We start from the raw sequence: 13,879 nt of genomic DNA on the forward strand, positions 1-13,879 counted from the left end.
TATTCATTAGTTCTTGATATTGCTCTCAGATTCTCAGGTACAACATCTGTTGTATCCTGCATATTTATAGACAAACATGCTCCATCTCTCACTCCCAAATTAGAATTTAACAAATCTTCATTTGAGCAAGAAACAAATAAAGTCAAACAAAATAAAAATATGCATATAGATAATTTTCCTAAAAGAAAAAAAATTCAATAATATCTCAGTTCTTCATTTTCACCAGATACAAACAAAAATCTATCAATCAACAATTTACACACTTTCATACAAACCACAAAAAGCAAATAAATGCAAAAAGGATGATGAAACATAGTTTATTCCAAGAATAACCCATAACTTTGTTTCATAATATAAATATGTACAAGTTACTCAACGTACTCTTATAAAAGTATGATACAGTCTTTGATTAATAAACATTTTTTCAATCTGCTTCTTTTCACCTTGACTTTTGGTATATTGTTATACGATGCCATCGGGTTTGATTACACAGATGAAATTTGCGCCTTATTCCTGTTCGTTTTATTCGGTATATATCTGTTTTCCACATCCGACTGGAACTTCAACAAGGGCTTTTTAACAACCATTGGTATTTTCCTGTTCTATTTTTGCTACTCCCTATACATTGGAAGTAATACGAAAACAGCGATAATATCAGATATGTTAATCCAGATCAAGCCTTATCTCGCTTTTTTCTGCGTATACTCAATGATGCCAAGATTTAGCGAATCCCAGAAAAATATCATGAAATCAATATGTCTTGTATTTTGGTTTCTCTTGCTTCTGATGGGACTAGGGAAAGCTGTAGAGCCTAGGATTTTATTCCATCTCATGGGACATCCGGCTTATTATGCGGCAGCCGTTGTATGCGTTTCCCTTTGTTATTTGTATTGCAGTAAGTTCACTAATCTTGATAAGATTACATTTGTTGCTTTATTGTCTATTGGACTAATATCTGGTAGATCTAAATTCTATGGATTTTTCGCTCTAGCCACATTTATCACGTTCTACTTCTCAAATATAAAGCAGTTCAAGTTAGACGCAAAGAATATTACGATCATATTACTAACTATTGTCGCAGTATTATTTGTCGCTAGAGAGAAAATCTATTTCTATTTCTATCAGACATTAACCAGCGAGGTAGACAAAGACATGATCGCCCGGTATGTATTATATGCGACCGCCCCACAGATATTAATAGATTACTTTCCTTTCGGTAGCGGGTTCGCCAGCTTTGGGACTTTCTCCTCAGGAGTGTATTATTCGAGTATCTATTCAAAATATGGAATAGATGGAGTATGGGGTATGAGTAAGGACCATTACAACTTTATAGCGGATACCTACTACCCTTCTTTAGCTCAATTTGGCATTGTAGGGATTATCTTATACATCACTTTTTGGATCTATATCCTTATGAAGGCAATTAAATTCCATAAAAGGACATATAATATGAAATGCTTATCGATGGTATTGATGATCATTGGTTTCTTTATCATTGAGGGCACTACCGACTCAACATTTACAACGCATAGAGGCTTTTTTGTCCTTATGCTATTAGGTTTAATATTATCAGATTTGAAGAACGGGGTGACAGATGAAGTTCATCCAAATGCAAAAGAGTTACAAGATGAAAATACTTCAGATAAATAAATACTTTTTCAAAAAAGGAGGTGCGGAAACTGTCTTTTTCAACACGATTCAGCTCCTCGAGAGACATGGGCACACAGTTATCCCATTCAGTCTTAAGAATAAGAAGAACGAACCTTCTCCTTATGAGTCGTATTTTGTAGACTATCCAGAACTATCGGAGTCTTCTTTACCCAAGAAAATAAAAAATTTACCGGCTTTTATCTATAATAAAGAAGCCGCACGTAAATTAGAGAAGTTGATCCAAAAGGAGAAACCGGATGTAGCACATATACATCTGATGTTTAATAGTATGTCTGTATCGATCTTACCAGTCCTCAAGAAATACAATATTCCTATTATCATGAGTGTCCACGACTATCGTTTAGTCTGTCCTGCATACACATTCACGGATGGAAAAAGGAATTTTTGTGAGCGTTGTAAGACCGGGAATTACTACAATTGCATAACACACAAATGCTCAAAAGGTAGCCTCATCAACAGTTTCATGTTGAGCATGGATAGTTATTTCCGATCAAAATTCTATTCTCCGATCGATTACATCAATCGATTCATATTTGTCAGCAAATTCTCTATGAATAAGCATATTCAAGTAGAGAACCGATTCAAGGATAGATGTACTTATTTGTATAATTTTACCCCGAAGGTAAAAGATTACAGTTCAACAAAAGGAGATTATATCTTTTTCTTTGGAAGAATATCCGAGGAAAAAGGTATCCTCACCTTATTGAATGCGATCAAGCAAGTTCCTGATATAAAATTAAAATTAGCTGGAACCGGACCTTTATTGGAGCAACTAAAGTCTCAATGCCCTCCAAACGCAGAGTTTCTGGGATTCAAACAAGGAGAAGAACTGCGGGAACTTATTCACAATGCCTCTTTTGTTGTAGTCTCATCCGAATGCTATGAGAATAACCCGATGACAATCATTGAATCCTATATGATAGGAACTCCTGTTATTGGTAGTGATTTGGGAGGAATACCAGAGCTGATTATTGAAAACAAAACCGGATATACATTCAAGCCAAAATCATTCGATGACCTAAAAGAAACGATTACAAAGGCTTGTTCTATATCAGAGGAAGAATATGCGAGAATGTCGGATGAGGCGAAGAAATTCGCAATGGATAACTTCTCAGAAGAAAGCCATTATCAAAAACTCATCAAAAACTATCAACTCATTATCGATCAGAATAAGCGATGAAAAATGTCTATGTATTTGGGACAAGAGGCTTTCCGAATGTACAAGGAGGCGTAGAGAAGCATTGTGAGCAACTTTATCCGGAACTGACTTCTAAATATAACATTTCTATATTCAGAAGGATTCCATTCTTAAAGAAAAATGCGGAAAAGGTATATAAAGGCATACGATTCATAGATCTACCTTCTACACGAATAAAAGGGTTTGAGCCTTTTTTCCATTCATTCTTGTGCACTATATATTGTATTATTAAAAGACCAGATATCGTACATATCCATAACATTGGTCCCGGAATGTTTATACCACTCCTTAAACTCGCTGGGTTGAAAGTTGTCCTTACGTATCATAGCGCAAACTATGAACATAAGAAATGGAATTACATATCCCGAAAAATATTAAAATTCAGCGAATGGATAGCTGTTAATGGTTCTACAGCCGTAATCTTTGTCAATAAAAAGCAAATGTGTCTTTTCAATGATAAAATTCAGCGTAAATCCACTTATATACCGAATGGAGTATATCGCAAGCAACTAGCGACAAGGACTGATTATATAGAGAAACTTGGGTTACAACCTCAAAAATATATTTTAGCTGTTGGACGTATTACACAGGAGAAAGGATTTGATTATCTGATTGATAGCTACGTACAATCTTTACCTCATGACTTCAAGCTCGTTTTAGCTGGAGGAGTAGACCATAGCTCCTCCTATTCGTCCGAGATCAGCGAAAGAGCCCAAAAACAGAATGTAATCATGCCCGGATATGTGGATGGAGAATTTCTAAGGCAATTATACTCCCATGCTAGACTCTTTGTATTACCTTCCTATAATGAAGGTTTCCCATTAGTACTTTTAGAAGCGATGAGTTATCATCTACCTATATTGGCAAGTGATATACCCGCTAATAAATTACTTGAGCTAAATCCAGGGGACTATTTCAAAACAGGGAGTGCTTTGGATTTATCTAAGCACATAAAACAAAAACTGGCTCAAGAATTTACCAGAGTTGACTATCCACTTGACGAGTATACGTGGCAGAATGTCAGCGACAAAGTAACTACAATCTTTGACAAGATATAAAAATATCCCTCAAAATAGCTAAACAGTATTTTGAGGGATATTTTTATATAATTGGCTTTATTTCATGAGCATGTTGCGCAGCCAAACGCTGCTTCTCAGGAGGTGGAGTCATATAATTAGGACCATATAATGTCGTTAAATATACATCTGGTCTATGAGGCGCAAAAAACTTTGAATCCTCAAAGTCTATCTCTACTACAGGAAAGATATCGTCAAATCGAAGATATCTTTTCCACAAGGTATCGAAACCATGACCAAGGCGGCAGTCTGTACCTAATCCCCTATTCTTATCAATAAGCTTCTTTGCGAATTTCATATATTGAAGAACCAGTTTATGGAATACGGGATGAAAAAAAGCCAATATCTTTTTATCTATAGACTCATCCTTGAAATATATCGCATCCAAGCTCTTGCATATAAACGTATTATAGACCTTCACCATTTTTTCAAACATAAAAGGCAATTTCTGTTTATGATAACGATCCATAGGAAATATATCTATAAACAACCCCTTCTCGCACTCTTCATCCTCATATCCCGGAGATAATATAAAGCTTTTCTTGTCTCTAACCTTACAAGGTAAAGGCAAATAATGGTAATGAGGATCAGTCTCTCTGGTCTGCAACATCATATCTTCAGGGAACTCATTCACGGCAATCTCTACAAAACGCTCATAATCCTCACGAATCATACAGATATCCAAATCATCGTCCCAAGGTATGAAACCTTTATGACGAACCGCACCTAATAAGGTACCCGAGCACATCCAATAAGAAATATCATGCTTTCGACATATATAATCAATAATCTTAAGCATCCTCAACATCACTAATTGCGCTTGACGCAATACCGTTTCTCCTTCTTGACGATTGTCAGGATATAATTTCGAGAAATCAACAACACTCATAAAATATTACTTAGAATCTTTACTTTGCTTTTTATATTCTTGGATAAGAAGAGACGATTGTCTTCTTACAAATAAGTAAGATATAGGTATCACCAATGTTAAGACCAACATTCCAATAAGCGCAAATAACTTACGAGGACCGACAGGCTTGCTCTTTACATAGGCAGGATCAATCACCCTAGCCTTATCTCTTGTCTGACCTAAGATAAGAGCGGTCTCCTCTCGCTTCTGAAGTAATATCAAATAAACGCCTTGAATAATTTCCTGTCTACGCTTCAACTCTACAAACTGTCTTTCCGCAACCGGATAATTATTCATTTTACTATAAATTTCCTGCTCCTTCGCTTTTACATCCTTTATTGACCGCTGCATTCCTTTTTGAGCATTACCGATGGTTTCTATTACGCTTCCACGTAACTTATCCGCTTGCTCAGTCAAAGTTCCGACCAGCGGGTTATTGATACTCGAATTTTGAATTACGCGTGCACGTTCTAGCAAAACTTCATTATAACTAGTTAACGCACTTCCTTTCTCCCCTTCCTGAGCGGTCAATAAAACAGGTACCAAATTATATTTATTCGCAGGATCTTTCACGAATTCATCCATCATATTGATGACATTGGATTGAGCCTCCAATTCTATCAACTTTGTTTGTAGTTCTTTCATTTGCTCCACATAGAATTGAACGTCATGCTCTATATCCATCAATTGGTTCTTGCTCTTATATTCTTCAATCTGGTTTTCGACAGCGGCAAGTTCCGCTATAATATTCTCAATCCTCCCATCTAAGAAAACCAAAGATTTACGAGCCTCTCCTTTTTTATACGCCTCAGCTTCTTTGTTATAGATCGCAATTAATGTATCTAGCATATCCGTACCCCGATTCTTTTCATAATCAGTGCAACTCAACTCTATTACATTTGAAGTCTTGGAGCTTCCTTCTATTAAAAATTCTTTCTCCAAATCCTCTGCGACCCACCCCGCAGGATTATATGTAATATCAAGTTTCGCAGAGGTAACATCTTTTTTTCCCGATGCAAAGTCCAAGATGAAGTTTCCCATTGGCAACTCAATCGAAGCAGGCAATGATGGAAAACTAAAATGTTTCTTTTTCATATTAACAGACTCCGCTGAAACCTCCGCCTTACCATTTTTCACGAAAACCAAGAACTCCACAGCTTCTGCCAAGCGTGCGTTTGTAGCAGAATCGGCAACCATCCTTAAAGGAGATTCATCATATAAACGATAACCCAAAGAAAATGGTTCGCAATAATCGACATTCACGCCTAATTTCAGAACCATATCCCGAAGCATTTTATTAGAAGTCAATGTCATTAATTCATCATCTATATTAACGACACCTCCAGAAACAGATCCCAGCCCAAAAGATTTCATCAACCCGGCAGCCTCTCCCAATCCAAAGCTACCTCCTCCGAGGTCTTTATCTTCCTGAATCTGGATACGAGCCATCATCTCATAGGTACGAGGGTAATAAATCAGATATAAAACCGCAGGTATTATAGAAAACAGAAATACCCCTAAAAATAATTTCCAGTGCAATAGATATCTTACGATAATACTTTTAAGTCCGATTGTTTCGTTGTCTTTCACTTCCATCATCTAATTATTATTTAGTAATAGCCAATATAACAGTCGTTATCACAGATACAGCGCTCAAAATTGAGGAGAACACAGTTATACTATATTGTTGGGCCTGACTGTAACGGGCGTTTCTCTTCTTCGCATTATTCGGTTCCACATAAACAACATCATTTTGTTGAAGATAATAATAGGGGGAAGTAAATATATCCGGCTCGGTAATATCCAAACGAGCAAACTCCTTCTCTCCATTATTATCCCGTATAACCAAGATGTTCTTACGGTTTGCGTTAATTGTCAAATCACCGACTTGACCGATAGCATCTAAAATTGAAAGACGATCATTTTTCACGGAAATCGCACCCGGCCGAGAGACCTCACCCATCATCGTGACCTTATAATTTACAATCTGTACATTAACCAAAGCATCTTTCACATAAGGAGAAATCATTTCTTGCATTTTATCACTTAACTGTTGCTTGGTCAATCCCGCCACATGGATCTTTCCCAAAACAGGGAAATTTATGTCACCTTCCTGATCAACCAAATACGTTCTTAATTGACCGGAAGAAACCGTCGTAGTCTCACCTTGAGTCGCATAAGCATATACAGGGGGATTAAAGGGAGTAACGACTGTCGGATCCCATGCCGTAACGGTTATCGTAAGTAAGTCATCAGGGCAAATCTTCGAGGTATAAGCTTGATTCATCTTACTCACCTGTTCGGGGGTCAAGGCATCCACTCCTTGGAAATAAACCACATCTTTAGGAACAGAACAAGCCCCTAACAATAAGACAAACAATGCCACTACTGATACTAATTTCACTCTCATAATCTTTGTTTTCTTCAAATAAGGTGCAAATATACGTTTTTTAGTTTGAACATGAGGTCTCAAAAGGACCACAAGTATAAAGATACTTCTATAACGATGCAATTGTCTAGATATTGCTGCATGCTAAATCAAAATTATAGTTGTTTTTACCGCTTTTTCATGATTATTGCGTAAGTTTGTGACAAAACAAAAACATATGGTTGAGATAGGAAAATACAACACGCTGAAAATAGTGAAAGACCTTGACTTCGGGGTTTATCTGGATGGAGGTAACGGGGTGGAGATCTTGTTGCCGACTCGTTACGTACCTAAAAACGTGAAGCCCGGGGATGAGGTCGAGGTGTTTATTTATCATGATAATGAAGGGAGGTTGATCGCTACTACCGCACGTCCTCTGGTAACGGTCGGGGAGTTCCAGTTCATGGAAGTAAAAGACGTGAATAATGCTGGCGCATTTTTGGAATGGGGAATCATGAAAGATTTGCTCGTTCCTTTCAAGGAGCAGAAAATGCCGATGAGAGAGGGGAAATGGTACTTGGTCTATGTCCGGCTGGATCATGTGACAGGACGTATCATGGCATCCGCACGTATCGAGAAGTTCTTGAACAATACCCCTATCGATTACGAGCAGAATCAAGAGGTTCAGTTATTGGTAGCCGACGAGACGGATCTTGGCTATAAGGTGATCATCAATAACCAGCATTGGGGATTGATCTATTATAATGAGGTATTCCAACGTCTTGAGAAAGGCGAGCATCTGAAAGGCTATATAAAAGAGGTACGTGAGGATGATAAGATAGATGTGAGCCTAACGCCGCAAGGCTACCAAAAGGTAGAGGGGATCGCCGGCGTCATTCTGGAAGCGATGAAAACACAAGGGGGATACATCCCGGTACACGACAAGAGCGATCCGGACGTGATCTATTCCTTATTCCGCTGTAGCAAGAAAGCTTTCAAACAAGCGATCGGGGCACTCTATAAGCAACATCTTATCACGCTGGAAGATGGCGGGATACGGCTCGTGAACGAGAAGTGACCCATTTATATAAAAAAAGTCAATGGAATCCGTTACAGAATCCATTGACTTTTCTTTATAAATCCATTGAGTTAGCGAACGGATTCCATTGACTTTCTAATCCAGCTTCAATACGGCCAAGAACGCTTTTTGCGGAACTTCTACCGTACCGATCTGCTTCATTCGTTTCTTTCCCTCTTTCTGTTTTTCCAGCAATTTACGCTTACGGGAGATATCGCCTCCATAACATTTCGCCGTCACGTCTTTACGGACAGCCTTAATTGTCTCACGAGCGATAATCTTAGCGCCTATCGCCGCTTGGATAGCGATATCGAATTGCTGGCGGGGGATCAACTCTTTCAGTTTCTCGCACATACGACGTCCGAAAGTAACGCTATTATCCACGTGCGTCAATGTAGACAAAGCGTCTACCGGCTCACCGTTCAACAGGATATCTAATTTAGCCAACTTACTGGGACGGAAATCATGTAAATGGTAATCGAAAGAAGCGTACCCTTTTGAAATACTCTTCAACTTATCATAAAAGTCGATTACGATCTCGCCCAACGGCAAGTCATAATGAATCTCGACACGATCACCTGAAATATATTCTTGCTTAAGCAGGATGCCACGTTTACCCAGACAGAGTGTCATGATCGGGCCGATATAGGTAGTGTTCGTGATCACGGAAGCACGGATAAACGGCTCGTCGATATGATCAATCAAAGTCGGGTCCGGCAAGCCTCCCGGATTATGTACCTCGATCTCCTCCCCTTTCTTTGTATGCACGATATAAGAAACGTTCGGTACAGTAGTTATCACATCCATATTGAACTCACGATCCAAACGCTCCTGAACAATCTCCATATGCAACAAGCCCAAGAAACCGCAACGGAACCCAAAACCCAACGCGGCGGAACTCTCCGGCTGGAAAGTCAAGGAAGCGTCGTTCAACTGCAATTTCTCCAATGACGCACGAAGGTTCTCGAAATCCTCGCTATCGATTGGATAGACACCGGCGAAGACCATCGGCTTCACCTCCTCAAAACCGGCGATCGCGTCTTTAGCCGGGCGAGACACATGAGTGATCGTATCACCGACACGCACCTCCCGGGACGTCTTGATACCGGAAATGATATATCCTACGTCTCCCGTCCGGATCTCCTCACGGGGGCACATATCTAATTTCAATATACCTACCTCGTCGGCGTCATACTCTTTTCCTGTAGCGATAAACTTCACATGGTCACCTTTACGGATCACGCCGTTTACCACCTTGAAGTAAGCGATAATACCACGGAACGGATTAAAAACGGAGTCAAAAATCAGACACTGCAACGGGGCCTCCGGGTCACCTTTCGGAGCCGGGACCTTCTCCACGATCGTATTCAAGATCTCAGTCACTCCCTCGCCTGTCTTTCCACTCGCCCGTAAGATATCCTCACGAGGGCAGCCCAACAGTTCCACGATCTGGTCCTCTACCTCCTCCGGCATGGCGCTAGGCAGGTCGATCTTGTTCATCACCGGAATAATCTCTAAGTCATTCTCTATCGCCATATACAGGTTAGAGATGGTTTGCGCCTGAATACCTTGGGCCGCGTCCACGATCAGCAACGCACCCTCGCAGGCGGCGATAGAACGGGAAACCTCATACGAGAAGTCCACGTGTCCCGGAGTATCGATCAGGTTCAGTATATATTCTTCACCCTTATAATTATACTTCATCTGGATCGCATGGCTCTTGATCGTAATACCACGCTCACGCTCTAAATCCATGTCGTCAAGGACTTGAGCTTGCATGTCTTTACCTTCTACTGTCTTGGTATACTCAAGCAAACGGTCTGCCAAGGTACTTTTCCCATGGTCAATATGAGCAATAATACAGAAATTGCGGATATTCTTCATCTGCTAAATTTATTTTTAGGTACGCGAAGATAGGAAATTTAGCCTAAATACTATACTTTTGGCATACCATTTGTTGTTAATAGTATATGACAATACAAGAAATAAATAAAGCATACAACCGAATTATCGGTTCATTAGACGAAAAGGAGCTAAAGAATGCGTTCGATTTTCTCCAAGGTTTAATAGCGGGAATACGTGAGTACTCATTCCAAGACAGGTTGAACGAGCTACAAGATACTTATAAATATATGTTGCGATACCGGATCGAGGGGGCTAAAGATCCGATGCAAGACCAGATATACAACAACTTGATCGCATCCAGCTATGAGTTCGCGGATATAGTGAAGCACAAGGCCTTATCGGTAGATTCGCCTCTCTCCTATTATAGCCGTAGGCGAATGATGCAAAAGGAGCTTACCAACTATGACCAGCTCCATAAGGTTTTGAGAAACGCCTCTTTGGTGAAGATAGAGACTCCGACCGGAACCATTACGGAGCAGCAGCAAATCGAATCCGCCACGATCCTATTGTTCAATAAGATCTGGACCTCAAATCCTCTCAATAAGGAAGAAATAGCCTCCATCAGGAACCTATTGAATGACCAAGAGTTGCCTTTTATCATCGGTAGCCAAATCGTATCGGCATTAATGCTGGGGTTGCAAGCCGCTTTCGATAAGGAGAAACTGCTATTATTATTCGATGCGGCCAATCTCCAAGAAGATGAGATTCGTTACCGCGCGTTGATCGGGATTCTCTTGACGCTCTATACCTATAGGAAACGTACGGCACTATATCCGCAGATAGCGGATCGGCTAGCGGCTTTATCCGAGGGATTTCCTAATTTCACGAAAGCGATCCGCACGATTACCCTTCGTTTTATCCTAGCCCGTGAGACAGAGAAAATCACCCGTAAGCTACAAGACGAGATCATCCCGGAGATGATCAAGCTAGGCCCTAAAATCAGTCAAAAGATAAACTTAAAGGATATCAATCCGGAACTTCTCGGAAACGAGATGAATCCGGAGTGGCAGAATATGTTATCGAACAGTTCCTTAGGGAAGAAAATGGAGGAGTTCAGCGAACTACAACAAGAAGGCGCGGACGTAATGCACTCTACTTTCGTGCATCTAAAGCATTTCCCCTTTTTCCGGGAACTGGGTAACTGGTTCATGCCATTCACGACCGAGCATTCCGCTTTTGGCAATCAGTTGAGCAAGAATCAAACGGAAAAGGATATGCTAGATTCCATGACTCTTGCGGCATTCATGTGTAATTCCGATAAATATTCCTTATATTTCAGTATGATGCAATTGCCGGATCAAGCCCGTCAAATGATGATGGGACAGTTTGGTAGTCAAGCCTCCGAGATGATTCAGCAAACGAAGGAGGAATTGATCAGTAAACGGGGAAAACTGGAAATCATATCCGGACAGTACATACAGGACTTGTATCGTTTCTTCAAACTTTATCCGGGACATCTGGATTTTGATGACATATTTACATCTGCGCTAGACTTTCATAACCTGCCAATTTTGCAGCCTTACGTCAGTGATGAGGAAAGTTTGACAACTATAGCGGAGTATTATCTCCGGAAGAATTACTTCCTTGACGCGCTCACGATCTACAATCGCTTATCCGATGCAAATCAAGAAAGTGATATCTTATTCCAGAAAATCGGTTACTGCAAACAAATGAATGGCGATATACAAGGCGCCTTGGAGGCTTATTTACATGCGGATCTTATCAATCCGGACAGTAAATGGGTTATTCGCCGGATCGCCGGTTGTTACCGTACCTTAAAGCAACCGGAAGAAGCGTTGAAATACTATCATCGTTACGAGGCTTTCAATCCGGATGATTTATCGATCCAAATATGTATCGGCCACTGCCATCTTGAACTCAAGAATTATAATGAGGCGCTGAAATATTATTTCAAGGTAGATTATCTGGACAATAAAAGTACGAAGGCTTGGCGTCCGATCGCTTGGTGTTCTTTCTTGACCGGTAAATACGATCAGGCCCGTAATTATTACAAAAAGATCATGGATAATCAACCCAACACCCAAGATTTCTTGAATGCGGGACATACGGAATGGGCATTACAGAATATCAAGGGAGCGCTTGCTTTTTATAAAAAAGCCGTGGAGAAAGAGTCCGGTGATTTCTCGAAGTTCCAAGAGCAGTTCAATCAAGATATTCCCGATCTTCTTGTAGCGGGAATCGAGGAGGCGGAAGTGCCGTTGATGATGGATCAACTCCGGTATTCCTTGAGCGATATATTCTAACTAGTCATCCAACAATTTGAGAAGACAAAAAGAAATATCGTATGAAAGAGATGATATTAGAGACAAAGCGACTCCTATTAAGGGAATTAAAACAAGATGATTTTAATAATATCTGTAAGCTTTTACAAGATCCGATTGTAATGTACGCTTACGAGGGAGCGTTCAGTAAAAAAGAGGTACAAGAATGGCTTGATAAGCAATTAAGGAGGTATCAAAACGATGGTTTGGGCTTATGGGGGATGATAGAGAAAGACAGCGGAGAGCTTATCGGTCAATGTGGTCTCACCTATCAAGAATTCAATGGTCAACAGGTTCCGGAGATCGGTTATTTGCTTAGGGCGGAATACTGGCATAAAGGTTATGCTACCGAGGCCGCCATAGCTTGTAAGGAATACGCCTTCAATATCCTTAACTTCGACAAAGTATACTCCATCATACGGGACACAAATATCCCCTCTCAAAAAGTAGCACTAAGAAACGATATGAGGGAAATCGCAAATTTCATAAAACATTATCGCAATATCGATATGCTTCATTTAGTATTCTGCGTGAATAAGTTATAGTTATCAAGCGGAAAGACTGGGATTCGAACCCAGGGAGCGGTTACCCGCTCACCGCATTTCGAGTGCGGCCCGTTCGACCACTCCGGCATCTTTCCTTGTGGTTGATGTGTACAAAAGTACATAAAATATAGTATCGTTATTCTCTTGAAAGGCTAAAATTACTTTATCAAATACAAAAAAGGGCATTCTTCACAGAACGCCCCTCTTTAAAACATATAACTAATACCTCTAAATTACTTGAAATAACGATTATATAAACCTTCAAATCCTTTGCCATGACGTGCCTCGTCTTTGCACATCTCATGTACGGTATCATGGATTGCGTCCAAATTCTGTTGTTTAGCCAATGTAGCGATACGTTTCTTGTCCTCGCATGCGCCAGCCTCAGCTTCCATACGCTTTTTCAAGTTAGTCTTCGTATCCCAAACTACGTCGCCAAGAAGCTCTGCGAACTTAGCAGCGTGCTCAGCCTCTTCCCAAGCGTAACGCTTGAATGCCTCAGCTACCTCAGGATAACCCTCACGGTCTGCTTGACGGCTCATGGCCAAATACATACCAACTTCGGTACATTCTCCCATAAAGTGAGCGTTCAGACCTTCCAAAATCACTGGGTCTACACCTTTAGCAACACCTAGTACATGTTCGTCAACGAATTGTAACGCACCTTCTGTCTCTACTAATTCTTTAAATTTGCTTTTTGGTTGTTTACATTGAGGGCAGAACTCAGGAGCCTCATCACCTTCGTGTACATAACCACATACTGTGCAAATCCATTTCTTTTTCATATATCGCAAAATTTTTATTGGTTGTATGGCACAAAATTAACTAAACTATCCGATACTACCA

General features: G+C 40.2%; 11 protein-coding genes and 1 tRNA gene. 5 read left to right on the forward strand and 7 right to left on the reverse strand.

Annotation, left to right across the window (positions count from 1 at the left end; genetic code table 11):
- Positions 1 to 1,403: 1,403 nt before the first annotated feature.
- Positions 1,404 to 1,496 (reverse strand): DUF2770 family protein, encoded by a 93-nt coding sequence (locus D7V92_RS22710; protein ID WP_220445888.1) that lies wholly within the window; start codon positions 1,494 to 1,496, stop codon positions 1,404 to 1,406.
- A gap of 131 nt (positions 1,497 to 1,627) precedes the next feature.
- On the opposite strand from D7V92_RS22710, the gene D7V92_RS06555 reads away from it, so the two are divergent.
- Both D7V92_RS06555 and D7V92_RS06560 read left to right on the forward strand, forming a co-directional pair.
- On the forward strand, positions 1,628 to 2,851 hold the full coding sequence (locus D7V92_RS06555) for a glycosyltransferase family 4 protein (RefSeq protein WP_048927487.1): 1,224 nt from the start codon (positions 1,628 to 1,630) through the stop codon (positions 2,849 to 2,851).
- On the forward strand, positions 2,848 to 3,927 hold the full coding sequence (locus tag D7V92_RS06560) for a glycosyltransferase family 4 protein (RefSeq protein ID WP_121772534.1): 1,080 nt from the start codon (positions 2,848 to 2,850) through the stop codon (positions 3,925 to 3,927). The genes D7V92_RS06555 and D7V92_RS06560 overlap by 4 nt, the downstream gene beginning before the upstream one ends.
- A gap of 43 nt (positions 3,928 to 3,970) precedes the next feature.
- On the opposite strand, the gene D7V92_RS06565 is transcribed toward D7V92_RS06560, so the two are convergent.
- From D7V92_RS06565 to D7V92_RS06575, 3 genes are read right to left on the reverse strand one after another with little or no spacing between them, the layout of a single operon-like run.
- Complete coding sequence (locus D7V92_RS06565; RefSeq protein WP_008771823.1) at positions 3,971 to 4,834, reverse strand: phosphorylcholine transferase LicD; 864 nt, start codon at positions 4,832 to 4,834, stop codon at positions 3,971 to 3,973.
- Positions 4,835 to 4,840: 6 nt separating this feature from the next.
- Positions 4,841 to 6,454: a GNVR domain-containing protein gene (locus D7V92_RS06570; RefSeq protein WP_121772535.1), complete on the reverse strand. Its 1,614-nt coding sequence runs from the start codon at positions 6,452 to 6,454 to the stop codon at positions 4,841 to 4,843.
- Positions 6,455 to 6,461: 7 nt separating this feature from the next.
- Complete coding sequence (locus D7V92_RS06575) at positions 6,462 to 7,265, reverse strand: polysaccharide biosynthesis/export family protein (RefSeq protein ID WP_008771821.1); 804 nt, start codon at positions 7,263 to 7,265, stop codon at positions 6,462 to 6,464.
- 196 nt (positions 7,266 to 7,461) lie between these two features.
- Here D7V92_RS06575 and D7V92_RS06580 point away from each other — a divergent pair, with 196 nt between their 5' ends.
- Positions 7,462 to 8,301, forward strand: coding sequence for a S1 RNA-binding domain-containing protein (locus tag D7V92_RS06580; protein WP_121772536.1), 840 nt, complete (start codon positions 7,462 to 7,464; stop codon positions 8,299 to 8,301).
- A 96-nt stretch (positions 8,302 to 8,397) separates the two neighbouring features.
- Here D7V92_RS06580 and lepA read toward each other — a convergent pair whose 3' ends face one another.
- Positions 8,398 to 10,185 carry a translation elongation factor 4 gene (gene lepA / locus D7V92_RS06585; protein ID WP_005868105.1) on the reverse strand — a complete coding sequence of 596 codons (1,788 nt, stop codon included), beginning with the start codon at positions 10,183 to 10,185 and terminating at the stop codon, positions 8,398 to 8,400.
- 86 nt (positions 10,186 to 10,271) lie between these two features.
- Between lepA and D7V92_RS06590 the strand changes: the two genes are divergently transcribed.
- Together D7V92_RS06590 and D7V92_RS06595 are read left to right on the forward strand one after the other, a co-directional pair.
- Entirely contained in the window at positions 10,272 to 12,470 is a 2,199-nt protein-coding gene (locus tag D7V92_RS06590) for a tetratricopeptide repeat protein (protein ID WP_121772537.1), read from the forward strand.
- Positions 12,471 to 12,511: 41 nt separating this feature from the next.
- Positions 12,512 to 13,033 carry a GNAT family N-acetyltransferase gene (locus D7V92_RS06595; RefSeq protein ID WP_121772538.1) on the forward strand — a complete coding sequence of 174 codons (522 nt, stop codon included), beginning with the start codon at positions 12,512 to 12,514 and terminating at the stop codon, positions 13,031 to 13,033.
- An 8-nt stretch (positions 13,034 to 13,041) separates the two neighbouring features.
- Here the strand turns inward: D7V92_RS06595 and D7V92_RS06600 are convergent.
- Together D7V92_RS06600 and D7V92_RS06605 are read right to left on the reverse strand one after the other, a co-directional pair.
- Positions 13,042 to 13,128: transfer RNA gene (locus D7V92_RS06600), tRNA-Ser, on the reverse strand.
- Between the two features lie 138 nt (positions 13,129 to 13,266).
- Positions 13,267 to 13,818: an NADH peroxidase gene (locus D7V92_RS06605; RefSeq protein WP_005856013.1), complete on the reverse strand. Its 552-nt coding sequence runs from the start codon at positions 13,816 to 13,818 to the stop codon at positions 13,267 to 13,269.
- Positions 13,819 to 13,879 lie beyond the last annotated feature (61 nt).

It is taken from the genome of Parabacteroides sp. CH2-D42-20, assembly GCF_003670185.1.
Taxonomy (GTDB): Bacteria; Bacteroidota; Bacteroidia; order Bacteroidales; family Tannerellaceae; genus Parabacteroides; species Parabacteroides distasonis.